General features: G+C 69.6%; 26 protein-coding genes. 13 read left to right on the forward strand and 13 right to left on the reverse strand.

Annotation, left to right across the window (positions count from 1 at the left end):
- Positions 1-2 precede the first annotated feature (2 nt).
- From ACLB90_RS06160 to ACLB90_RS06175, 4 genes are all read left to right on the forward strand, one after another.
- Entirely contained in the window at positions 3-626 is a 624-nt protein-coding gene (locus ACLB90_RS06160) for an SGNH/GDSL hydrolase family protein (RefSeq protein ID WP_411852097.1), read from the forward strand.
- A gap of 17 nt (positions 627-643) precedes the next feature.
- Positions 644-1,333, forward strand: a complete 690-nt coding sequence (locus ACLB90_RS06165; protein WP_411852710.1) for a class I SAM-dependent methyltransferase — start codon at positions 644-646, stop codon at positions 1,331-1,333.
- Between the two features lie 82 nt (positions 1,334-1,415).
- On the forward strand, positions 1,416-1,796 hold the full coding sequence (locus tag ACLB90_RS06170) for a hypothetical protein (protein WP_411852098.1): 381 nt from the start codon (positions 1,416-1,418) through the stop codon (positions 1,794-1,796).
- A 27-nt stretch (positions 1,797-1,823) separates the two neighbouring features.
- Positions 1,824-2,147: a hypothetical protein gene (locus ACLB90_RS06175; RefSeq protein WP_411852099.1), complete on the forward strand. Its 324-nt coding sequence runs from the start codon at positions 1,824-1,826 to the stop codon at positions 2,145-2,147.
- A 5-nt stretch (positions 2,148-2,152) separates the two neighbouring features.
- Here the strand turns inward: ACLB90_RS06175 and ACLB90_RS06180 are convergent, their stop codons facing one another.
- Positions 2,153-2,929, reverse strand: coding sequence for a polysaccharide deacetylase family protein (locus ACLB90_RS06180; protein WP_411852100.1), 777 nt, complete (start codon positions 2,927-2,929; stop codon positions 2,153-2,155).
- Positions 2,930-2,986: 57 nt separating this feature from the next.
- Between ACLB90_RS06180 and grxD the strand changes: the two genes are divergently transcribed.
- Positions 2,987-3,913, forward strand: a complete 927-nt coding sequence (gene grxD / locus ACLB90_RS06185; RefSeq protein WP_411852101.1) for a Grx4 family monothiol glutaredoxin — start codon at positions 2,987-2,989, stop codon at positions 3,911-3,913.
- 93 nt (positions 3,914-4,006) lie between these two features.
- Here the strand turns inward: grxD and ACLB90_RS06190 are convergent, their stop codons facing one another.
- Both ACLB90_RS06190 and ACLB90_RS06195 read right to left on the reverse strand, forming a co-directional pair.
- Positions 4,007-4,546, reverse strand: coding sequence for a DUF924 family protein (locus ACLB90_RS06190; protein WP_411852102.1), 540 nt, complete (start codon positions 4,544-4,546; stop codon positions 4,007-4,009).
- A 53-nt stretch (positions 4,547-4,599) separates the two neighbouring features.
- Complete coding sequence (locus ACLB90_RS06195; protein WP_411852103.1) at positions 4,600-5,376, reverse strand: AMP nucleosidase; 777 nt, start codon at positions 5,374-5,376, stop codon at positions 4,600-4,602.
- Positions 5,377-5,522: 146 nt separating this feature from the next.
- Between ACLB90_RS06195 and ACLB90_RS06200 the strand changes: the two genes are divergently transcribed.
- From ACLB90_RS06200 to ACLB90_RS06225, 6 genes are all read left to right on the forward strand, one after another.
- Positions 5,523-6,932, forward strand: a complete 1,410-nt coding sequence (locus ACLB90_RS06200) for an amidohydrolase (protein WP_411852104.1) — start codon at positions 5,523-5,525, stop codon at positions 6,930-6,932.
- Entirely contained in the window at positions 6,929-8,215 is a 1,287-nt protein-coding gene (locus tag ACLB90_RS06205) for an amidohydrolase family protein (RefSeq protein ID WP_411852105.1), read from the forward strand. The genes ACLB90_RS06200 and ACLB90_RS06205 overlap by 4 nt, the downstream gene beginning before the upstream one ends.
- A 19-nt stretch (positions 8,216-8,234) precedes the next feature.
- The gene (locus tag ACLB90_RS06210; RefSeq protein WP_411852106.1) at positions 8,235-8,864 is read left to right on the forward strand and encodes a 2-hydroxychromene-2-carboxylate isomerase; all 630 of its coding nucleotides are present in this window, start codon (positions 8,235-8,237) and stop codon (positions 8,862-8,864) included.
- A gap of 91 nt (positions 8,865-8,955) precedes the next feature.
- Positions 8,956-9,900, forward strand: a complete 945-nt coding sequence (locus ACLB90_RS06215) for a DegV family protein (protein ID WP_411852107.1) — start codon at positions 8,956-8,958, stop codon at positions 9,898-9,900.
- Positions 9,901-9,960: 60 nt separating this feature from the next.
- A complete protein-coding gene (locus ACLB90_RS06220) occupies positions 9,961-10,299 on the forward strand; it encodes a hypothetical protein (RefSeq protein WP_411852108.1) in 339 nt (112 codons plus the stop codon).
- A 76-nt stretch (positions 10,300-10,375) separates the two neighbouring features.
- Positions 10,376-10,783, forward strand: coding sequence for a hypothetical protein (locus ACLB90_RS06225; protein ID WP_411852109.1), 408 nt, complete (start codon positions 10,376-10,378; stop codon positions 10,781-10,783).
- Positions 10,784-10,790: 7 nt separating this feature from the next.
- Here ACLB90_RS06225 and ACLB90_RS06230 read toward each other — a convergent pair whose 3' ends face one another.
- The 4 genes from ACLB90_RS06230 to ACLB90_RS06245 form a co-directional block, all read right to left on the reverse strand.
- Entirely contained in the window at positions 10,791-12,203 is a 1,413-nt protein-coding gene (locus ACLB90_RS06230) for an efflux transporter outer membrane subunit (protein WP_411852110.1), read from the reverse strand.
- The gene (locus ACLB90_RS06235; RefSeq protein ID WP_411852111.1) at positions 12,203-13,258 is read right to left on the reverse strand and encodes an HlyD family secretion protein; all 1,056 of its coding nucleotides are present in this window, start codon (positions 13,256-13,258) and stop codon (positions 12,203-12,205) included. Before ACLB90_RS06235 ends, ACLB90_RS06230 begins: the two co-directional genes overlap by 1 nt.
- 17 nt (positions 13,259-13,275) lie before the next feature.
- Complete coding sequence (locus ACLB90_RS06240) at positions 13,276-14,805, reverse strand: MFS transporter (protein ID WP_411852112.1); 1,530 nt, start codon at positions 14,803-14,805, stop codon at positions 13,276-13,278.
- A gap of 181 nt (positions 14,806-14,986) precedes the next feature.
- Entirely contained in the window at positions 14,987-15,895 is a 909-nt protein-coding gene (locus tag ACLB90_RS06245; RefSeq protein WP_411852113.1) for a LysR family transcriptional regulator, read from the reverse strand.
- 150 nt (positions 15,896-16,045) lie between these two features.
- Here ACLB90_RS06245 and ACLB90_RS06250 point away from each other — a divergent pair, with 150 nt between their 5' ends.
- Positions 16,046-16,492: a universal stress protein gene (locus tag ACLB90_RS06250; RefSeq protein ID WP_411852114.1), complete on the forward strand. Its 447-nt coding sequence runs from the start codon at positions 16,046-16,048 to the stop codon at positions 16,490-16,492.
- 8 nt (positions 16,493-16,500) lie between these two features.
- On the opposite strand, the gene ACLB90_RS06255 is transcribed toward ACLB90_RS06250, so the two are convergent.
- Both ACLB90_RS06255 and ACLB90_RS06260 read right to left on the reverse strand, forming a co-directional pair.
- Entirely contained in the window at positions 16,501-17,919 is a 1,419-nt protein-coding gene (locus ACLB90_RS06255; RefSeq protein WP_411852115.1) for a GGDEF domain-containing protein, read from the reverse strand.
- A 117-nt stretch (positions 17,920-18,036) separates the two neighbouring features.
- Positions 18,037-18,732 (reverse strand): hypothetical protein, encoded by a 696-nt coding sequence (locus ACLB90_RS06260; RefSeq protein ID WP_411852116.1) that lies wholly within the window; start codon positions 18,730-18,732, stop codon positions 18,037-18,039.
- Between the two features lie 238 nt (positions 18,733-18,970).
- Between ACLB90_RS06260 and ACLB90_RS06265 the strand changes: the two genes are divergently transcribed.
- The gene (locus tag ACLB90_RS06265) at positions 18,971-19,831 is read left to right on the forward strand and encodes a PA4780 family RIO1-like protein kinase (protein ID WP_411852117.1); all 861 of its coding nucleotides are present in this window, start codon (positions 18,971-18,973) and stop codon (positions 19,829-19,831) included.
- Positions 19,832-19,850: 19 nt separating this feature from the next.
- On the opposite strand, the gene fghA is transcribed toward ACLB90_RS06265, so the two are convergent.
- The 4 genes from fghA to ACLB90_RS06285 are packed head-to-tail and all read right to left on the reverse strand — an operon-like array spanning position 19,851 to position 22,718.
- Positions 19,851-20,681: an S-formylglutathione hydrolase gene (gene fghA, locus ACLB90_RS06270; RefSeq protein ID WP_411852118.1), complete on the reverse strand. Its 831-nt coding sequence runs from the start codon at positions 20,679-20,681 to the stop codon at positions 19,851-19,853.
- 9 nt (positions 20,682-20,690) lie between these two features.
- Complete coding sequence (locus ACLB90_RS06275) at positions 20,691-21,800, reverse strand: S-(hydroxymethyl)glutathione dehydrogenase/class III alcohol dehydrogenase (RefSeq protein WP_411852119.1); 1,110 nt, start codon at positions 21,798-21,800, stop codon at positions 20,691-20,693.
- Between the two features lie 55 nt (positions 21,801-21,855).
- Positions 21,856-22,131, reverse strand: a complete 276-nt coding sequence (locus tag ACLB90_RS06280; protein ID WP_411852120.1) for a metal/formaldehyde-sensitive transcriptional repressor — start codon at positions 22,129-22,131, stop codon at positions 21,856-21,858.
- 50 nt (positions 22,132-22,181) lie between these two features.
- Positions 22,182-22,718, reverse strand: coding sequence for a DUF411 domain-containing protein (locus ACLB90_RS06285; protein WP_411852121.1), 537 nt, complete (start codon positions 22,716-22,718; stop codon positions 22,182-22,184).
- Positions 22,719-22,823 lie beyond the last annotated feature (105 nt).

The following is a 22,823-nucleotide window of genomic DNA, read 5'->3' on the forward strand; positions in this document are numbered from 1 at the left end:
GCATGGCGCTGCGCTACCTGGCATTGGGCGATTCCTACACGATCGGCGAAGACGTCGCGGCCAGCGGCCGTTGGCCGGTGCAGCTGGCCGTCGCACTGCGCGACAGCGGCATCGCGCTGGACGATCCGCACATCATTGCCACCACCGGCTGGACCACCGACGAGCTCGATGCCGGCATCGATGCCGATGCCCCGCAGGGACCGTTCGATCTGGTCAGCCTGCTGATCGGCGTCAACGACCAGTACCGCGGGCGCAGCGTGGACGACTATCGCGGGCGCTTCACCGCGCTGCTGCAGCGCGCGCTGGGCTTCGCCGGCGACCGCGCGCCACGGGTGCTGGTGTTGTCGATCCCGGACTGGGGCGTCACCCCGTACGCCATCGCCTCCGGTCGCGACCGCGTGCAGATCGGGCAGGAACTGGATGCCTACAACGCGGCGGCCGCCGCGATCTGCGCCGAGCACGGCGTGGTCTTCATCGACATCACCGACCTCAGCCGCGACTACGGTGGCGAAGCGGTGATGCTCGCCGCCGATGGGCTGCACCCGTCGGCGGCGATGTACACGCTCTGGCACCAGCGCGCCTACGCGGTCGCGCGGGTGCACCTGGGCGACGAGGGCGCGCACTGAGCACGGATGCCGCACCACTGGCCAGGGAACAGGCCCGCCGCATCGCCGCCGCGTTCATGCCGGCCCGGCGCTTCGGCAACCGACGCGATTACTACTACAGCCGCGGCAAGCTCGGCAGCGATCCGCTGTATCCGGGTGTGCTGGCCGCACTTGCGCCCGCGCAGGGCCCGCTGCTGGACATCGGCTGCGGGCTTGGGCTGCTGGCGCATGTGCTGCGTCAGCACGGCCAGCTGCAGTCCTATCGTGGCGTGGACATCGATGCGGACAAGATCGCGCGCGCGCAGCGTGCCGGCGCGCGTGCGGCACTGGCCGATGCCGCCTTTGCGTGCCTGGATGCCAGTGCCCGCCTGCCCGACCACCACGGCAGCGTGGCCCTGCTCGATGTGCTGCAGTACCTGCCGGCAGACGCGCAGGGCGCTCTGCTGCGCGAGGCGGCGGCGCGTGTGGCGCCCGAGGGCCGGCTGGTGATCCGCACCACACTGGCCGACCGCAGCGGCCGCGACCGCGCCACCCGCCTCACCGACATGCTCGCCCATCTGGTTGGCTGGATGGGCACGCGCCCGCGCCACTATCCCGATGCGGCCAGTGTGCGCGCGCCGCTGGAAGCGGCGGGGCTGCAGCTGACGATGGCACCGCTGTACGGCAATACGCCCTTCAACAACTGGCTGATCGTGGCCGCGCCCGTCCCGTCTGCGCCCGGCCAATGAGCTCCGTTCCGTCTGCAGGCTGGCCGCTGCGGCCGCGCGCGCGCATACTCGCGCCCCTGACCTGTCCCGGCACGGAGCCGCCATGACCTCGCCTTCCCGGCATTCCGCGCTGGGCATCGTGGCGTTCATCACCAGCCTCTGCGGCGTGGCGTTGTTCTCCATCGCGCTTGGCCTGGGCTATCTGTTCGTGCAGCGCCATGCCGAAGTCGAAGGGCTCGCGCTGGCGCCCACGCTGGGCGTGCTCGGGTTGATCAGCATCGGCCTCAATGGCCTGGCCGGTCTGCTCGGGGTGGGCAGCGTGCTGCAGCACCGGCGCCGGCGGCTGTTCGGCGTGCTGGCGCTGATCCTCTCGCTGGCCGTTCTGTGCGTCTACCTCGCGCTGGGCACCTGGACCCACCAGCAGTGGCAGCGCAGCCACCCACCGGCCGCCCCGGCCACGCATGTCCCGGCGCTGCCGACCTGATTGTCACCCACCACTGAAAAGGACCTCATGGAACTCAAGCACTCCGGCCTCGGCATCGCCGCCTTCTGTCTCGCCCTGGGCTGCGCCCTGATCATGCTGCTGAGCGTGATTGGCGCCACCGTGGCGTCGATGCAGGGCATCGAGATGAACGAAGAATCGCCGCTGTCGATGATGATCGGCCTGGTGATCATCTGCGCCGGCTTCGGCGAGCTGATCGCGTTGGCGCTGGGCATCGCAGCGGCGTTCGTGCCCGCCACCAAGAAGGTGTTCGGCATCCTGGCGATCGTGATCTCGATCGGCAGCGTGATCGGCATGGGCCTGCTGGTGATCGCCGGCCTGATGATGGGCTGAGCCGGTCAGCCCGGCAGCGCCGCCCGCAGCCCGCGTGCGGCGACCGCCTCCAGGACGCGGTCGAGAATCACCAGGGTGTGCCCGTGCGCGGCCCCCTCGTGCAGCAGCACGATGCTGCCGGCGGCCAGGTCCGGTACGATCCGCGCCACCACCGTATCGGGCTGGCAGTCCACGCCGTCGTAACCGCGCGCGCTCCAGCCCACCCGGGTCAGGCCCCACTGCATCAGCGCAGGGGCCACGAACGGATTGGTCATGCCCACCACCGAGCGGTACCAGCGCGGGGCCTGGCCGGTGATGGCGGTCAGCGCCTGCTGGCACTCGGCGATTTCAGCCGCCATCGTCGCCGGCCCCAGCCGCCAGAAGCGGCCCTGCGGATGACGGTGGCTGTGGTTGCCCAGGCTGTGCCCGCGGCGGACGATCTCATGCACCAGGTCCGGGCGCGCCAAGGCGCGTTCACCGACCAGGAAGAAGGTGGCCTTGGCCTGGTGGCGGTCGAGCAGGTCCAGCACCTCCGGGGTCTGCGCCGAGGGGCCGTCGTCGATGGTCAGCCAGACCTGCGCCGGGGACCCCGGCAGGCGGCTGAGCACCGGCGCGTAGAAGCGGCTGTTGGGCAGGAACACCGGCACCATGAACAGGGCATGGGAGGCCAGCATCAGCGGCAGGCCCACGTGCCAGCCCCAGGCCACCCACGCGGCGACCACCGCCAGCTGCGACAGCACCAGCCAGGGCAGCCAACGCCAGGGCCTGCGGGGAATGCGATGCAACGTTTCCGGTACGGTCATGCCCCATGATGCCATGCCGCGTAGAATAGGCGGTTCGCATATCCGGACCCGAACCCCATGTCCCTCGATCCCGCCCTGCGCTCGCGCATCGAATCCATTCTCAACGCCAACCGCGTCGTGCTGTTCATGAAGGGCCAGCCGACCATGCCGCAGTGCGGTTTCTCGGCCAAGGCCGTGGGCGCGCTGCAGGACCTGGGCGTGGAGTTCGCCCACGTCAACGTGCTGGCCGACGCGGAGATCCGTGAAGGCATCAAGGCCTACGGCGACTGGCCGACCATCCCGCAGCTGTACATCGACGGCGAGCTGGTCGGTGGCAGCGACATCATCCTGCAGATGGCCGGCAGCGGCGAGCTGAGCAGCGTGCTCGGCCTGGCCGCCCCGGACCGCACCCCGCCGCGCATCACCGTCACCCCGGCGGCGGTGGAAATGCTGCGCGGTGCACTGGCCGACGCCCCGGGCGCGTCCCTGCAGCTGGGCATCGATGCGCGCTTCCAGCCGAACTTCCAGCTGGCCCCGCACGATGACAACGCGATCGCCGCCGAGTCCAACGGCCTGCGCGTGCAGTTCGACCTGGCCAGCGCGCGCCGCGCCGACGGCATCACCATCGACTGGGTCGACGACATCCGCGGCCAGGGCCTGGCCATCGACAACCCGAACGCACCCAAGCCGGTGCAGGAGCTGGGCGTGCGCGACGCCGACGACCAGCTGCGTGCCGGCAGCGTGACCGTGGTGGACGTGCGCCCGGCCGACGAGCGCGCGATCGCCGCGATCAACGCGCCGTTCGAGACCTTCGACGGTGACAACCGCGCCCGTCTGGAAGCCCTGCCCAAGGACACCGCGCTGGCCTTCCTGTGCCACCACGGTGGCCGCAGCGCGCAGGCCGCCGAGCAGTTCCGCGCCCTGGGCTTCACCAAGGTGTTCAACATCACCGGCGGCATCGACGCCTGGTCGAAGGACGTGGACAACAGCGTGCCGACGTACTGATCGGGTACGGATCAACGCAGAAAAAACGCCGGCATTGCCGGCGTTTTTTTTGTCCGCAGCAGGTGCAGCCGACCGCGGGCCGGCTCGTGCGCCTCAGCCGGCGAAGCCGCCTTCGGCGAGGTAGTCCAGTTCCGCGGCGGTGGGCATGCGGCCCAGCACGGCATTGCGGTGCGGGAAACGGCCGAAGCGGCGGATGATGTCGCGGTGCAGCTCGGCGTACTGCAGGTATTCCTTGTCGCCCAGCGCGTCGAACATGGCCACCGAGCGCTCCTGGTCCTGCGGGTCCTCGGAGTGCTCGAACGGCAGGTAGATGAAGGCGCGCAGCTTGGGCACCAGCTGCAGGTCCAGCCCCTCCTCCACCGCACGCATGGCGTAATGCCGCGCCAGGCCGTCGGTGGCGTAGGAGTGGGCGGTGTCGCGGAAGCAGTTGCGGGGGAACTGGTCGAGCAGGATCATCAGCGCCAGCGCGCCCTCGGCCGTGCCCAGCCAGTGTTCGCGGGCGCGGCGTGCGGCGGCGAAGTGCTCGTCCAGGAACGCCTGGCGGAAACGCGCGTCGAACGCGTCATCGCGCGCGAACCACTGCTGCGGCCCCGCGTCGCGCCAAAATTCCACCACTTGTGCCGCCACGTCCATTTACTGCCCCTGTAGGCGGCGCGCCCGCTGGACGCCCGCCTGTGCCATTGCCGTCACTCGTCAAAGCGCAGGTGGCGGACCGACTTGCCGTTGCGCCGTATAAGCTTAAGCGCCTCGATACCGATCTGGATATGGTTTTCGACGAACTGGGAGCTGACCTTGGCGTCGGAGGCCTCGGTCTTGACCCCATCGGGGATCATCGGCTGGTCGGATACCAGCAGCAGGGCCCCGATCGGAATGTGGTTGGCGAAGCCGGCCGCGAACAGGGTGGCGGTCTCCATGTCGATGGCCATGCAGCGCATCAGGCGCAGCTTTTCCTTGAACGCCTCGTCGTGTTCCCAGACCCGGCGGTTGGTGGTGTAGACCGTTCCGGTCCAGTAGTCGTGGCCAAGGTCGCGGATCATGGTGGACACCGCCCGCTGCAGGGCGAAGGCCGGCAACGCCGGCACTTCCGGCGGCAGGTAATCGCTGGAGGTGCCCTCGCCCCGGATCGCGGCGATCGGCAGGACCAGGTCGCCGAGCTGGTTCTTGCGCTTGAGCCCGCCGCATTTGCCCAGGAACAGCACCGCCTTGGGCATCACCGCCGACAGCAGGTCCATGATGATGGCAGCGTTGGGGCTGCCCATGCCGAAGTTGATCAGGGTGATGTCGTCGCTGGTGACGCTGGCCATCGGCCGGTCCAGGCCCTGCACCGGTGCCCCGGTGAGCTGGGAGAAGGTATGCAGGTAACCGGCGAAGTTGGTCAGCAGCACATGCTGGCCGAACTGCTCCAGCGGAACGCCGGTGTAGCGCGGCAGCCAGTTTTCCACGATTTCCTGCTTGTTCTTCATCGAGCGCGTCCGGTCCGGCATGGGGTGCAATCGGGTAATTTTCGGTGAGATCGACGAATAAGCAAGCAACATGCGTCTGGTCACTTGGCAACGCCCCCGCCCAACCGCTAGCGTCGCCCATTCGTTCACGCCGCATCGGGGATCACATGCGCACTCGATTGACCGCCGGGCTGGGCCTGGCGCTGTTCTCACTGGCTGCGCCCGCGGCGCCGGCCGCCTCGCGCTTCGTGCAGGACCCGTATCCGAGCACCTACGCCCCGATCGCCTCGGCACCGGTGCTGATCCACAACGCCACGGTGCTCACCGGCACCGGCACGCGCCTGGACAACGCCGACGTGCTGCTGCGCGACGGCCGTATCGCCGCCGTGGGCACCGGGCTGCAGGTGCCTGCCGATGCGGTGCGCGTGGATGGCCAGGGCAAGTGGGTCACCCCCGGCATCATCGACGTGCATTCGCACCTGGGCGTGTATCCCAGCCCGGGCGTGAGCGCGCACAGCGACGGCAACGAGATGACCGCGCCGGTCACCGCCAATGTCTGGGCCGAGCACTCGGTCTGGCCGCAGGACCCCGGGTTCGCCGCGGCACTGGCCGGTGGCGTCACCGCGATGCAGGTCCTGCCCGGCTCGGCCAACCTGGTGGGCGGGCGCGGCGTGACCCTGAAGAACGTGCCGGCCACCACCTACCAGGCGATGAAATTCCCGGGCGCGCCGTGGGGCCTGAAGATGGCCTGCGGCGAGAATCCCAAGCGGGTGTACGGCGGCGGCAAGGGCGTGGCCCCGGGCACACGCATGGGCAACGTGGCCGGCTACCGCGCCGCGTTCATCGATGCCAGCGAGTACATCGCCAAGAACACGCCGAAGAAGCCGAAGAACAAGCGCTGGTTCAGCGGCGGGGACAAGGGCGACAGCGCCGGCGATGCCGGCGGCAAGCGCGACCTGAAACTGGACACGCTGGCCGGCGCGATCCAGGGCGACATCCGCGTGCACATCCACTGCTACCGCGCCGATGAAATGGCGACGATGCTGGATCTGTCGCGCGAGTTCGGCTTCAAGATCGCCGCGTTCCACCATGCGGTGGAGGCCTACAAGCTGTCCGACCGGCTCGCCGCCGAAGGCGTGTGCGGCGCGCTCTGGGCCGACTGGTGGGGCTTCAAGATGGAGGCCTTCGACGGCATCCAGGACAACATCGCGCTGGTCGACCGCCCGGCCAACAGCTGCGCGATCGTGCACTCCGATTCCCCCGAGGGCATCCAGCGCCTCAACCAGGAAGCGGCCAAGGCAATCGCCAATGCACGTCGCGCGGGCATCCAGATCGCCCCCGAGCGCGCCATGATGTGGCTCACGCTCAACGCCGCGCGCTCGCTGGGCGTGGAGAAACAGACCGGCAGCCTGGAGCCCGGCAAGATGGGCGATGTGGTGGTCTGGAACGGCAGTCCCTTCAGTTCCTACGCGCTGGCCGAGAAGGTGTACATCGACGGCCACGCCGTCTACGACCGCCAGGACACCCGCCGGCAGCCGCTGTCGGACTTCATGCTCGGCCAGGAGGCGCGCCCATGAGCGGGATGACGTTGTTGGGGATGCGTTCCCGGGCGTGGCTCGGCACGACCGCGCTGCTGATGCTGGCGGTGCTGCCGGTGCACGCGCAGGACCTGCTGGTGCGCAACGCCACGGTGCATACCGCGGGCGTGCGCGGCAGCCTGGCCAACACCGACGTGCTGGTCCAGAGCGGCGTGATCCGCGCGGTCGGTACCGGCCTGTCGGCACCGGCCGGGGTGACGGTGGTCGAGGCCGGTGGCAGGCCGCTGACGCCGGCACTGTTCGGCGGCATCACCGACATCGGCATCGACGAGGTCTCCGGCGAATCGACCACCGTCGACAGCACGCTGAAGCTGCCCGACCAGCCGCTGCGGCCGGAGTTCGATGTGAGCCTGGCCTACAACCCGGCCTCGGTGCTGGTCCCGGTGGCGCGCCTGGAAGGCATCGGTTTCACTGCGCTCGGCGCCAACAGCGGTGGCGGCTTCATCGCGGGCCAGGGCGGCGTTGTGCGCCTGGACGGCAGCGCCGATCCGATCGGCCCGCTGGCGCTGTATGTCCGGTTGGGCGCTCCCGGCGCGGAACTCACCGGCAGCTCGCGCGCCGCGCAGTGGATGCTGCTCGAACAGATGGTCAGCGAAGCCCGGGGCCGGGTGCCGGCCGACTCGCCGCATGCGCTGCTGACGCCGGCGGGACGGGCCACGCTGGCCCGCTACCTGGCGGGCCAGGGCCGGATCGTGGTGGCGGTGGACCGCGCCGCCGACATCCGCCAGCTGCTGCGCTGGGCGGCCCGCGAGAAGGTCAGGATCGCCATCGCCGGCGGCGCCGAAGCCTGGCGCCTGGCGCCGCAGCTCGCCCAGGCCCAGGTGCCGGTCTTCGTTGACGCCCTGGGCAACCTGCCAACCAGCTTCGACCAGCTCGGGGCCACGCTGGACAACGCCGCCCGCCTGCACGCAGCCGGCGTGCCGGTGAGCTTCGCGCAGCGCGACGACGCCTCGCACAATGCCCGCAAGATGCGCCAGCTGGCCGGCAACGCCGTGGCCAACGGCCTGCCCTGGGCCGACGGACTGGCCGGGCTGACCCGGGTGCCGGCGCAGGTGCTGGGCGTGGGCGACCGCATCGGCACCATCGAGCCGGGCAAGCTGGCCGACCTGGTGCTGTGGGAAGGCGACCCGCTGGATGTGGGCCATTACGCCGAACAGGTCTGGCTGGGCGGGCGCGCGGTGCCGATGCGCTCGCGGCAGACCGAGCTGCGCGACCGCTACCTGGCCCCGCCAACCACCGAACCGCGCGCATACTCGCGCTGACCCCTGCAAGGATCTCCCGATGGCCCTGCGCTGGTACTTCGATTTCGTCTCGCCGTTCTCCTACCTGCACTGGCAGAAGCTCAAGGGTCTGCCGCAGTTCGAGAAGATCACCCCGGTGCCGATCGCCTTCGGCGCCGTCCTGCACCACCTGGGCAACCTTGGCCCGGCGGAGATCCCGGCCAAGCGCCGCGCCATGTACCGGCACCTGCTCTGGCAGGCCCGCCGCGACGGCGTGACGCTGCGCTTCCCGCCCGGCCATCCGTTCAACCCGCTGGCCGCGCTGCGCCTGTGCCTGGCGGCCGGCGCCACCCCGGCGGCGATCGACATCCTGTTCAACTGGATCTGGCGCGATGGGCATGCCGGCGACAGCGCCGCCGCGCTGGCCCTGCCCGGAGCGATGCTGGACGTGGCCAACGTGGCCGAGGCGATCGGCGCGCCGGACGTCAAGGAGCAGTTGCGGCGCAACACCGACGCGGCCATCGCGGCCGGGGTGTTCGGCGTGCCCACCCTGTCCATCGACGGCGAGCTTTACTGGGGCAATGACGCCCATGACCTGATGCAGGCCGTCCTGGCCGATCCGGACACGGTCCGCGGGGGCGAATGGGACCGGCTGGCCACGCTGCCGGTGGCGGTGGAACGCAGCCGCTGAGCGGGGCACGACCGATGGACCGGGCAAACGGACGAGAATTGCGATAGCTTTCACACTTCCGAACCAATACCGGCCTTGAGGGGGGCACAGGATGCGCATCGGAATCGTGGTCGACTCGGCGTGCGACCTGCCACCAGACTTCATCCAGCAGCACAACATCGTGCTGCTGCCCATCACCGTGCGGATCGGCGAGGCGGTGCTGGCCGACCACCGCGACGAACAGGCAACCCTGAGTTTCCTGCACGCCCACGTGGCCGAAAACGGCGCGGAAGCGGAGACCATCCCCTTCAGCGTCAACCAGATCCGCGATCTGTTCCTGGGCAAGCTGGTGATCGACTACGACCATGTGTTCTGCATGACGATCACCAAGACGCGCAGTCCGATCCACGACAACGCGATGCAGGCCAGCTTCGCGATCCTCAATGACTACAAACCGGTCCGCCAGGCCGCCGGCTACAACTCGCCGTTCGCGCTGCGCGTGCTGGACACGCAGAACCTGTTCGCCGCCCAGGGCGTGACCGCGGTGGAAGCGGTGCGCCTGCGCGACAGCGGTGCCGGCGTGCAGCAGATCCGCGAGCGTCTGGAACTGCTCGCCCACAACGTGCATGGCTACATGGTCACCCGCGACCTGTACTACATGCGCGCCCGCGCACGCCACAAGGGCGACCGCAGCGTGGGCCTGCTCAGCGCGGCCCTGGGCAGCGCACTGGACATCAAGCCGGTGCTGCACGGGTATCGCGGCGAAACCGGCCCGGTGGCCAAGATCAAGGGGTTCGACAACGCCGTGCAGAAACTGTTCGACTTCGTCGGCCAGCGGGTCAAGGCGGGGCTGATGACGCCCACCGTGTGCGTCAGCTATGGCGGCGAACTGGCCGACCTGCAGGCCCTGCCCGGCTACGCCACGCTGCGCCAGACCTGCGAGGCGCACGGGGTACAGCTGTTCGAGGCGGTGATGAGCCTGACCGGCATGGTCAACGTCGGCAAGGGCGCGGTCACGGTCGGCTTTGCCGATGAACCGCACACCTTCAGCGCCTGAGTCCTGCACACCGAATCCACCGGCGTTCTGCCAGCCTTGGACCATTCAACGGAGGCAACCATGTCAGCGCAGTACCACATCAGCCTGCCGGACCCGTCCAAGGCCCGCGGCAACGATTCCGACCTTTCCTTCCACTCGCAGAGCGCGGCCGGCTTCGCCGAAGAGCTGCAGGATGCCCTGCGCAGCACCGCCCTGTTCGAGAAGTGGCGCGCCAAGCAGCCCGACCCCGATGCGGTCGAGTCGCAGTGGGGCGCCACCGATCCGACCGCCACCGTGACCGGTTCGCAGGACGATCTGCGCATCAATCTGGTGGCCACCACCCGCATCGACAGCGATGTCTTCAAGCAGCGCCTGCGCCTGCTTGCCGGGCACCATTGGGAACTGCGCGACGTGCGTTGATCCCCGCTGCGGTGGTACCGTGCCGACCGCACGCTGCCACCGCGCCCCGCGCGGCCCCTGACGCATGGAATGCCGTATGGACCCCAAACTCAAAGCACTGGTCGAACAGACCAACCTGGACGAACTGCTGCAACCGACCTCGCGTGAGATGGATCTCCATCAACCGGTCGCCCCGCCTGCCCCGGCCACGCCTGCACCCGCCCGCTCCACCGCCGACCCGCTGCAGATCCATTTCGCCAGCGCCGACATCGTTGGCGGGCTGACCAGCGGCAGGCAGACCAGCAAGCGCATGAAGGGATTCGCGCTGGCCTTCCTGGGCGGCCCGATGATCCTGTCGGGTCTGTTGCTGCTGGACCTGGTCTGGAACGTCCCGGGCGCCGGCGTGGTCCGCCTGGTGATCGGCACGGCTTTGTCGCTGGGCCTGATCGGCTTCTGGCCGTACGTGATCTTCGCCAACCACCGCAAACGCCGCCGCGACGGCTGACGCGGCGTTACGGCGGCGGCCAGCCACCACCCAGCGCCCGGTACAGATCCACCCGCGCGATTGCTGCGGCCGCTTGGCTGTTGGCCAGCGCCGCCTGGTTGTCCAGCGCGATGCGCTGGGTGGTCAGCACGTCCAGCATGTCCACCACCCCCGCCTCGTACTGACGCCGCGCCGCACCCAGCGCGCGCTCGCTTTCGCCCACCGCCACCTGCAGCAGGGCCGTGCGCTGCTGCTCGGCGGTGTACCCGTCGATCGCATCGTCCACGTCGTGCCAGGCCTGCAGCACCGTGCGCTGGAACTGCAGCGCGGCCTGCTGCTCCTGCAGCCGGCTCAGCGCCAGGTTGGCGGTGAGTCTGCCGCCCTGGAAGATCGGCAGGCTGATCGACGGGCCAATGCTGAAACGGTGCGCGTTCCAGCCATCAAGATCGTCCAGCTGCCGGGATTGGAAGCCGGCGTCGCCATTGAGGGTGATGCGCGGGAAGAAGCTGGCCTTGGCCACCCCGATCGAGGCCGTGGCCGCGTGCAGGGCCGCCTCGGCACGACGGATGTCCGGGCGGCGTTCGGCCAGATCGCTGGGCAGCCCCGTTGCCACTGCCGGCAGTGCCGGCCAGTCGCGGCGAATGCCGGCCAGGGTCGCGTCGAGCGCCTGCGGCGGCTGTGCCAGCAGCAGCGCCAGTGCATTGCGCAGTTGTGCATCGCGATGGCGCAGGGGGGCCAGCCGTGCCTCCAGGGCCGCCACCTGCGTGGCCGCGCTGGCAACCTGCAGCGCGCTGGCCACGCCCTGGCGCTGGCGCGCTACCGTCAGCCGCTGGATGTCGCGCGCGATACGCAGGTTGTCCTCGGTGATCGCCAGCAGCTGGCGGGTTGCGCGCAGCTGCAGGTAGTCGCGTGCGGTCTCGGCCAGCACGGCGGTCTGCACCGCATGCACGTCTTCCTCGGCGATCCGCACGCGCGCGTCGGCCGCTTCGGTCTGCCGCCGCACGCGGCCCCACAGGTCCAGTTCCCAGCCCAGCCCAAGCCCGGCCTGGAACAGGCTGTAGTCCTCGCGCCCGGCATTGCCGGACGGGTCGTTGAGGCCAACTTCGCTGTTGCGCGCGCGCGCCCCGCTGACGCTGGCGCCAACGGTGGGCAGGCGCTCGGCGGCCACGATGCCGCGTGCCGCACGGCTCTGCTGCACGCGGTTGGCAGCGAGCTGCACATCCAGGTTGGCATGCAGCGCATCGGCGGCCAGGCGGCCGAGGATCGGATCCTCGAAACCGGCCCACCACTGCGCGTCATCCACCCGCGCCGGGTCCCCCGTTGTGCCCGGCCACTGCGCCGGCAGCACGGCGGCCGGGCGCACGAAGTCCGGCCCCAGCGTGCAGGCCGACAGGACCACGCACAGCACGCCACCCACCAGCGCCCGCCACTGCATGGCCATCAAACGCCCTCCCCGCCGTTGCCGCGGCGGGTGCTGTCCAGATCCACGCTGGCCTCCACCGACATGCCCGCACGCAGCTGGCCGAGCAGCGGCTGATCGGTATCGAGCACGATCTTGACCGGAATGCGCTGCACCACCTTGGTGAAGTTGCCGGTGGCGTTCTCCGGCGCCACCGCCGCGAAGGTCACCCCGGTGGCCGGTGCGATGCTGTCGATGCGGCCGCGCAGCGGCTGGCCGGGGAACACATCCACCTGCAGGTCGACCCGCTGCCCGGCCTGCATGCGCGTGACCTGGGTCTCCTGGAAGTTGGCCACCACGAACGCCTGCTGCAGCGGCACCACCGCCAGCACCGGCGTGCCCGGGCTGAGATACGCCCCGACCCGGATCGCGCGGCGGCCCACCATGCCATCGATGGGCGCCCGCAGTTCGGTATGCGACAGGTCCAGTTCGGCCCGCGCCTGCGCGGCCTCGGCGCGCTGCACGGCCGCCTGTGCGGACTGCACGCCCGCCTGCAGGATGGCGATGCGCTGGCGGGCGGCGAGCAGGGCCGCACGGCCCTGCTGCAGGTGTGCACCGGCCACGGCCTGACGCGACTGCGCCTGCTGGGCGTTCTGCACGGTACCGGCGCCATCGCTGGCCAACGCGCGATAGCGCTTCTGGTCGGCTTGGGCCAGGCCCAGCTCCGACTGGCCGACATCGACCGCGGCCCGGGCCTGGTCGATCAGTGCATCCTGCTGGGTCAACGCGGCCTGCGCGTTGGCCAGCTGTGCGCGGGCGCTGGCCAGATCGGCGCGGGCGGCGGCCAGCGCCACCTGGTAATCGCGGTCATCGATGCGGGCCAGCACATCGCCCGCGGTGACGCGCTGGTTGTCGACCACGCGTACCTCGCTGACGAAACCGGCGACCTTGGGCGCCACCACGGTGAAATCGGCAGTGACGTAGGCGTTGTTGGTGCGCTGGTGGCGGCCGTCGCGCAGCAGCAGCCAGCCACCGGTGGCGAGAACGACCACGCCCAGGGCGATGATCAGCGGAACGTGTTTTCGGGGTGTGGACATGGGGAGTTTCCAGGAGCTCAGGCCACGGCACGTGGCGGGTAGATACGGGTCGGCAGCCACGGGATCAGCGCGATCAATGCAATCGCGATCACGGCCACCATCAGGTACAGATCGGCAGAGGTAAGGGCCACCACCTGCGCATGCAGGCGTGCGTACAGGGACGGCAGCAGTGCGCCGTCGTCCAGCCACGGCGCGTTGCCGAGCCGCTCCACCAGCGCGGTGGAATGGAGGTGGCCGCGCACGGTGGTCGCCGCCTCGAGCAGCCCGCCGGCAAGCACCGCCGCGAAGCCTTTGACGGTGTTGAACCAGGCCGAGGCGAACGGACCGTCGGCCGGCGCGAGGCTGCCGGTGGCCAGCATCAGCAGCGGCAGGACCACCATCGGCTGGGCGAAGATCTGCAGCAGCTGCAGGGGGATGAAGGTGTCGCGGTTCCAGTCGGTGGTCAGCTGCGCACCCAGCCAGCACGCCAGCCCCAGCATGCCCAGGCCGATCGCCTGTACCCAGCGCGCATCCACCCGGCGCTGGTTGAGCAGCGCCGCCACCAGCGGCAGCGCCAGCAGCTGCGGCAGGGCCACCCACAGCAGCAGCGGCGCGGTCTGCAGCGGCCGGTAGCCCTGCACCTTGGCCAGGAACGTGGAGGGAATCATCACCACCGCCAGCAGCACGAACAGCACCCCGCCCAGGGTGATGAGCGAGTACAGCAGGTTGCGGTTGGCCAGCAGCTGCAGCTTGAAGAACGGCAGCGGGTGCGACCACTCGTTGAAGGCGAACAGGGCCAGCAGGCCGCTGCCCCCGCCCAGCAGCACGCAGATCAGCGGCGAGGCGAACCAGTCCAGGCGCGGCCCCTGCACCAGGCCGATCACCAGCATCACCAGCGCCGGGAAGCCAAGCGCCAGGCCCAGCCCGTTGAACTGGGCGAAGCGTTCCAGCCGCAGCGGGTCCTGTGGCAGGCCCCAGCCGACCATCGCGATGGCCGCCATGCACCACGGCACGATCTGCCAGAACGCCCACTGCCAGCCCACGTACTCCACCCACAGCGCGGCCATCGGCGTGCCGAGGCTGGGCCCGAAGGTGGCGGTGAGCGCGTAGCCGGCCAGGCCGTACAGCTTGATGCCCGGCGGCAGGAAACGCAGCGCCACGCTCATCAGCAGCGGCGGCAGCGCACCGCCGGCCAGGCCCTGCAGCGCGCGCAGGATCAGCAGCGACGGCAGGTCCGGGGCCAGCGGGCAGAGCACACCGAGCAGCATGAACGCGGCGATCATCGTCATCGCGAAGCGGCGCAGCGAAAAGGTCACCGCACACCACGGCGCGAACGCCATCGCGCTGACCGACATGGCGGTGTACAGCGCCACGATCCAGCTGCCGTCATCGACGCTGATGCCCATCGCCCCGCGGATGTCGGCCAGCGCCACCTTGGTGACGTTCTCGTTGATGCCCGAAATCAACACCGCCAGCAGCACGCCGCACAGCCCGACCGCCAGGCGCGGACCGAACGCGGCCTGCGAGGCGGCGGCAGGTGCGGCCACCGGGCGCGGCACCGCACTCATCGCACACCACCGGCAACGGTGCGGCACACGGAAAACAGCAGGAACATCGCAACCACTCCACGACAGGGAGCGGCAGTCTAGGCAGCGCCGGCACTGCGAAAAATGGCGTACCGGCGACGGCTGGCGTGCGTCCAGCGCACGCCCGGTTCCTCCCCGGGCCGCGCCCGCGACCGGCTGCGGCTCAGGCCAGACCGGACGCCGCGTCGCACATCGCCTTGATGCTGCGGCGCAGCCAGCGGTGCGCCAGATCGCTGTCCAGGCGGGGGTGCCATGCCTGCACGATCACGGCCGTGCGCACCGGGATCGGCAGTTCGAACAGCCGCAACGGCACGCCCAGGCGCTCCAGCCGGCCAAGCATGACGCTCGGCATCTGCGCCATGAGCAGATCCGAATCGGCGGCCGCGAAGATCGCCGAATGAAAGGTCGGCATGATCAGCGCGACACGGCGGCGCAGCCCGACCGCCGCCAGTTCGTCGTCGATGGGCCCGCGCGGGCGGCCGCGCCGCGACACCGCGATGTGGTCGTAGGCGGCAAAGCGTTCAACGGTGATGTCACCGTCGAACAGCGGATGGTCCTCACGCGCCGCACCGAAGAACGAGGTGCTGAACAGGTTCTGCACCTTGGTGTCGTTGCCGAATTTGCCGGCAGCGCTGATGGTCAGGTCGATACGCCCCTGCTCCATCGCGTCGTCGTCGCCGTCGCCTTCCGGAACGAAGCGCAGCACCGCGCACGGCGCCTCGCGCTTGAACAGCTCGCGCATGCGCCCGCCGTAGGTGCCCACGAACACATCGTTGGCGCGGATGCTGAAGGTGCGCTCCAGGGTCAGCATGTCGACCTCGCGGCCGGCATTGAACACCAGGTGCGCCTGCTCGATCACCCCGCGCACCTGCTCGCGCAGCTCCAGCGCGCGCGGCGTCGGCGCCAGCCCACGCCCGGCGCGGACCAGGACCGGATCGCCGACGGCGTCGCGGATGCGCCCCAGCGTGCGGCTCATCGCCGGCGCACTCAGGTTCATGCGGCGGGCCGCGCCCACCACGCTGCCCTCTTCGATCAGGACATCCAGCGCAAGCAACAGGTTCAGATCGGGCATGGCACGCGCAGCATCGGACGGGTGGCGCTCACTTTACGGCATGCCCGCGCCCCCAGGCGTGCGTTTGGCGCACGCCTCGGCTGCGGCCTCCGGCATGGGTCCGCGCCGCGCGTTGGGCGACGATTCCGCTCCCCACCCGGAGGTTCACCGATGTTCAACCATGTTCTTGTTGCGCTGGATGGCGGCAGCCAGCACGCGCAGGTGCTGGCCCTGGCCGCATCGCTGGCCACGCCGCGCACCCGTGTGCACCTGCTGTGCGTGCTGGACCCGGCCTACGCGCTGGCCGACGACGCCCCGCGCAGCGACCGGACCGAGTACCTGGCCGCCGATGCGGAGCGCCGGCAGGCGACCCACCTGCTGGATGCGGCGCTGGCCGATCTGCGCGAACGCGGCATCGATGCCGTGGCCAGCCATCCGGCCGGCGATCCCGGCGACGTGCTCTGCGACTACGCCCGCCAGCATGGCTGCGATCTGATCGTGGTCGGGCATCGCCATCTGTCGCGGATGGCGCGCCTGTTCGAGCGCTCGGTCGGCCAGTGGACCATCGACCACGCGCCCTGCCCGGTACTGGTGGAAGTGCGCGACGCCGGCGCCTGACCGCGCCGCTAGCGCTGCAGCTCGCGTTCGGCGATCTGGTTGCGGCCGTGGTGCTTGGCGTCGTACAGCGCGGCATCGCTGGTGGCGACCAACGCCCCGGCATCGCCGCCGTCCACCCGCAGCACCCAGCCCACGCCGACGCTCACCGTTACCGGCAGGACCGGGTCCGCCGACGGCAACTGCAGGTGTTCCACCGCCAGGCGCATGCGCTCGGCCAGCGCCACCGCACCGTCGCGCGGCATCGCCACCACCACCGCGAACTCTTCTCCGCCGTAGCGCGTGACCAGATCGCTGCCGCGGGTGGCGCACTCGGCCAGCGCGCTGGCCACTGCCTGCAGACAGCGGTCACCGACCGGATGCCCGAAGCGGTCGTTGAGCGCCTTGAAGTGATCGATGTCCACCATCAGCAGGGCCATGCCCTGGCCGTCGCGTCGCGAGCGGTTCCACTCGCGCTGCAGCGCCTGGTCGAACTGGCGCCGGTTGGCCAGCCCGGTCAGGCCATCAAGCCGTGCCAGCACGTCCAGCCGGTCCTGCTGTTCCAGCGAGCGCACCTGCATCAGCACGCTGCGCAGCCCCGACCCCAATGTGGCAAAGGCGAACCCGGCGACGGCCAGGGCCGGATGCGCGCGCACCAGCAGGGCCGACACCACCAGCAGCGAGATCGCCAGGATCAGCGGGCTGCCGGCGCGCACCCCCAGCGCCAGCCGGCGCGATACCCCGCGCGGCGCGGCCGGTGCGCGGCGCCACGTCAGTGCCGCCAGCAGCAGGAACGGCACGTCGATCAGCAGGTCTCCCAGTCCGCCAAAGCTGGCGTCGGTGGCGACGTGGTTGATGTAGGCCGCCATCACCAGGTACACCCCGGCAAACAGCGCCAGCGCCCGGAAGAACCCCCGGCGCGAGGTGTCATCGCTGGCCAGGTAGCGCAGCAGCGCGAAGCCGGCAATGAACAGGTTCTCGATGTCGAACATCAGCCGCAGGCTGTCCACACCGGCCTCGGAGGCGTCGGTGGCCGTGGCGAAGGAGAAGGTGTAGACGAAGAACAGATAGCCCAGCAGCAGGGCCATCGCCCCGTCGATCACGCTGAGGAACCACGGGGCGTGGCGCGGATGGGCCATCGCGAAGGTCAGCGGCACGCCATACAGCACGTACAGCAGCATGCTGATGCCGGGCGTGGCGTCGGCGTTGCCCAGCCCGACTTCCTGGTACATGTTCACCGCCATGCCACCGGCCCACAGCAGCATGCCCACGGCGAGGGCGGCCCAGCCGACCACCGCCGCGCTGCCGCGGCTGCGGTGCAGGCAGGCGGCCGCGGCGAGCAGCGGCGCCCCGATCAAGAAGCAGAACGAGAGGGTCTGGGCATGGGCAGGCAGCAGCACCAGCGCCAATCCGTGGCACAGCAGATAGAGCACGGACAGCAGCCAAACCATGCGTCCCCCGTTCACTCGCCGGCGTGCTGCCACGATACCGCGTTCCAAGGCCGTTGCCGCTACGCAGCGTGATCTACCTCACAGTCCTGCGCGGCCGAGCGAACGGCCGCGCAGTATTCACTGCCGGGCGTTCTCCAGGACCGCCGCGCCACGCTTGATGACGCCCTCCGGTGCCCCGCTCAGGTACAGCTCGACGGCCTTCTGCGCGGACTGCTCCGCAATCCGGATCAGCTCCATCACCGTTTCCTTGTCCACTTCCTTGTACTCCTCGGTCTTCTCGATCATCACGTGCGGCTGGAACGCCGGGATGCCGTTGACCAGCAACTGGTACTGGTAGCCGACATAGGACTTGTGCTCGTCCCAGATCAGCCCCTTGTCCTTCTGCACCTTCACATAGGGCGAAATGGCGACGCTGAACAGCTTGGTCTGCGCCGATACTTCGGCACGCAGCACCACCCGCGCCTCTTCCGCCGCCGCTTCCTTGGCAAGGGCGATCTCATCGCGGAAATCGCCCCGCATCTGCGTCACCGCGATCAGATGGTCTTTTTCCGACTCCACCCGCCCCAGCGCCAGGCCCTCGCGGAAGCTCGCCTCGCGGACCTCGTTGAGCTCGCTGCGGCCGCGCACCTCGGCGGCGTTGCGCGCCTCCAGATGCCCGGTTTCGTTGGTATGGATGACCTTTTCAAGCTCCCGCGCGCGGCGGGTTTCGGCCTCCAGCTGCAGGTGGGCGCTGCGCACCGCCTGCCGGCACAGCACATACACCAGGATGCCGGCGGCAGCGGCGGCCGCCAGACAATAGACAAGCACTTCCATGAATCCCCCTGTTCAACCTGCCGGTGGCCGGCCCCGCCCCCCCGCAGGCTGCTGATCTGAACGTCCCTGGGCCGTGGACGATGGTATGCCGCGCCTCCGGCGGCAACAAGCGAGGACGGGCCCGGCCATCCTGAACACCCCACCGGCCCTGGCCGATGGCCCAGCCGCCCGGGAAGTGAGAAGATTCGCTCCCCTTCAAGGCCGGCCCGCCCGTGCCCGCCACTTCCACGAGATACCGTTGAGAACCCCCCAAGGCTTGCAGGCGCTGATCGACGACGGCGTGATCGATGAAGTGCTGCGTCCGCTCAAGAGCGGCAAGGAAGCGGCCGTGTACGTGGTCCGCAGTGGCGACGATGTGCGCTGCGCGAAGGTCTACAAGGACATGGCGCAACGCAGCTTCCAGCAGCGCGTGCAGTACCAGGAAGGCCGCAAGGTGCGCGGCAGCCGCGAGGCGCGTGCGGTTGGCAAGGCCAGCAAGTACGGCCGCAAGCAGCAGGAAACCGCCTGGAAGAATACCGAGGTGGACGCGCTGTACCAGCTGCGCGATGCCGGCGTGCGCGTGCCCGAGCCGCACGGTTACTACCACGGCGTGCTGGTGATGGAACTGGTCACCGATGCCGAGGGCTTCTCCGCCGCCCGCCTGGGCGAGGTCGAGCTGGAGGCGGACCAGGCCCGCGATTTCCACCGCGTGCTGGTGCGCCAGGTGGTGCGGATGCTCTGCTGCGGCCTGATCCACGGTGATCTGTCGCCGTACAACGTGCTGGTCGGCCCGGATGGCCCGGTGGTGATCGACTTCCCGCAGGTGGTCAATGCCGGTGGCAACAACGCCGCGCGCAGCATGCTGCTGCGCGACGTCAACAACCTCACCGCCTACCTGGGCCGGTTCGCCCCGGAACTGCTCGATACCTGGTACGGCGAGGAGATGTGGGCGCTGTTCGAGGCCGGCGACCTGCTGCCGGACAGCGAACTGACCGGCACCTTCGTCCATGATGAATCCACCATCGACCTGGACAGCGTCCGCCACGCGATCAATGACGCGCGCGAGGAAGCACTGATCCGCCAGCAGGGACGCGAAGCGGCGGAAGAGGACGATCTGTAGTCCTCCCCCCCGCTGATCCTCAGGCGTGCAGCGCCGTGGCGTGATGCGCGATGTGCTCGCCGATGAAGCTGGCGATGAAGTAGTAGCTGTGGTCGTAGCCGGGCTGCAGGCGCAGCTGCAGCGGATGGCCCGCCGCCGTGCAGGCCGCCTGCAGCCACTGCGGCTGCAGCTGGGTGTCGAGGAACTCGTCGCCGCCGCCCTGGTCGATCAGCAGCGGCAGGCGTTCGCTGGCCGTGGCCACCAGTTCGCTGGCATCCCAAGCCGACCATGCAGCACGGTCTTCGCCCAGGTACGCGGCGAAGGCCTTCTGCCCCCACGGCACCCGCGTCGGCGCGACGATCGGCGAGAAGGCCGACACGCTGCGGTAGCGCCCGGGATTGCGCAGCGCGATCACCAGCGCGCCGTGCCCCCCCATCGAATGCCCGCTGATACCGCGCGCCGCCGTCGCCGGCAGGTGCGCTTCAACCAGCGCCGGCAACTCGTCCACGATGTAGTCGTACATCCGGTAGTGCGCGGCCCACGGCTCCTCGGTGGCGTTGAGGTAGAACCCCGCGCCCTTGCCCAGGTCGTAGCCGTCCGCGTCGGCGACATCATCGCCGCGCGGACTGGTGTCCGGCGCCACCAGGATCACGCCGTGCTCGGCGGCATACCGCTGCGCACCGGCCTTGGTGATGAAATTCTGCTCGGTGCAGGTCAGCCCACTCAGCCAGTACAGCACCGGCAGCCTGCGCGAGGCCGCCTGCGGCGGCAGGTAGACCGCGAATGTCATCTCGCAGCCCAGCACCTGCGAGCGGTGCCGGTACACGTCCTGCCAGCCGCCGGATGCGGCGCGATGTTCGATGCGTTCCATGAGGTCTCCTCAGTAATGGACCACCGAGCGGATCGACTTGCCTTCATGCATCAGGTCGAATGCCTCGTTGATCTGCTCCAGGCCCATCGTGTGGGTGACGAACGGTGCCAGTTCGATATCGCCCTTCATGGCGTCTTCGACCATGCCCGGCAGCTGGCTGCGGCCCTTGACGCCGCCGAAGGCGGTGCCCTTCCAGGACCGGCCGGTGACGAGCTGGAACGGACGGGTGGAGATTTCCTGGCCCGAACCGGCCACGCCGATGATCACCGACTGGCCCCAGCCACGGTGCGCGCATTCCAGCGCGGCACGCATCACGTTGACGTTGCCGATGCACTCGAAGGTATGGTCCACGCCCCAGGTGGTCATCTCCACGATGACCTGCTGGATCGGCTTGTCGTGATCCTTCGGGTTGACGCAGTCGGTGGCACCGAACTGCTGTGCCAGTGCGAACTTGGACGGGTTGGTGTCGATCGCGAAGATGCGGCCGGCCTTGGCCTGGCGCGCACCCTGGATCACCGCCAGGCCGATGCCACCGAGGCCGAACACGGCCACACTGTCGCCTTCCTGCACCTTGGCGGTGTTGTGCACCGCGCCGATGCCGGTGGTGACGCCGCAGCCGAGCAGGCACACATGTTCCGGATTGGCGTCCGGGTTGATCTTGGCCAGCGACACCTCGGCCACCACGGTGTATTCGCTGAACGTCGAGCAGCCCATATAGTGGTAGATCGGCTCGCCGTTGTACGAGAAACGGGTGGTGCCGTCGGGCATCACGCCCTTGCCCTGGGTGGCGCGCACGGCCACGCACAGGTTGGTCTTGCCCGACGTGCAGAACAGGCACTGGCCGCACTCGGCGGTGTACAGCGGAATCACGTGGTCGCCCGGCTTGACGCTGGTGACGCCCTCGCCCACTTCCACCACGATGCCCGCGCCTTCATGGCCAAGCACGGCCGGGAACAGGCCTTCCGGATCATCGCCGGACAGCGTGAACGCATCGGTGTGGCAGACGCCGGTGTGGGTGATGCGCACCAGCACTTCGCCCTTCTGCGGCGGAGCGACATCGATCTCGACGATCTTCAACGGTTCGCCAGCGGCGAAGGCAACGGCAGCACGGGATTTCATCGGGAACTCTCCAGGACGGGAAACGGGTCGGGACAGCGCGCGGTCGCCCGCGGGCTTACTTCAGGTAGGAACGGATCAGCATGCTCATTTCGCGCACGCGCGCCTCGCGCTGCGCATCGGACTGCGCCGGCTGACCAAACTCTTCACGCAGGTGCGCTTCCATCACTTCGGACATCAGCCCGTTGACGGCACCCCGGATCGACGCGATCTGCTGCAGCACCGGGCTGCAGTCCGCGCCACCTTCCAGCGCGCGCTCCAGCGCATCGCACTGGCCGCGGATGCGGCGCACGCGGGCCAGGACGCGCTTCTTCTCCTGTGGCGAATGCGGCATGGACGCGACCTCGGAACTATAGTGGGGGTGAGTATACACGAGCGATCTCCTCAGGTTTCGTCCGGGGCCGTTCCGTGCCGGCTGAAGGGGGCTGTCCGGCCATCCCTGCCCAGCAGTTCCACCGTGTAGCCGGGCACCGGCATGCCGGGCACCTCCATCCCGGGCGATCCGGCCGGCATGCCCGGCAGCAGCAGGCCACGCGCGAGCGGGCGTTCGCGCAGCAGGCGCTGGATATCGGTGGCGGGGATATGCCCCTCGACGATGTAGGGCCCTACTTCGGCGGTGTGGCAGGCGGCCTTGTCCAGCGGCACCCCCAGGCGCTGCTTGACCGGCATCAGGTCGTCGGTATCGCGCACCTCCACGCTGAAGCCGGCGCGCCGCACATGGTCGACCCAGATGCCGCAGCACCCGCAACTGGCACTCTTGTGCACCACCATGTGCCCCGCCGGGGATACCGGCGCCGCAGCGGACTGCGCATCGGCAGCGGCGGGTGCTGCGGTGGCCGGCGCGGGCGGCTGCGCGCATGCGGCCAGGGCCAGGCTGGCGCCAGCGAAGGCAACAAGACGAAGAAGGCGGAGGTGCTGCATGCGAAGAGTCCTTGCGGTATCCGTGAGCCACGGCGGTTCCGCAATCTAGGAAGCGGCGCCCGTCGCAGCGATGACGCGCGCATTACATCCTCGTAATGCGCGGGT

This window comes from Stenotrophomonas sp. LGBM10 (assembly GCF_046736075.1).
Taxonomy (GTDB): domain Bacteria; phylum Pseudomonadota; class Gammaproteobacteria; order Xanthomonadales; family Xanthomonadaceae; genus Stenotrophomonas.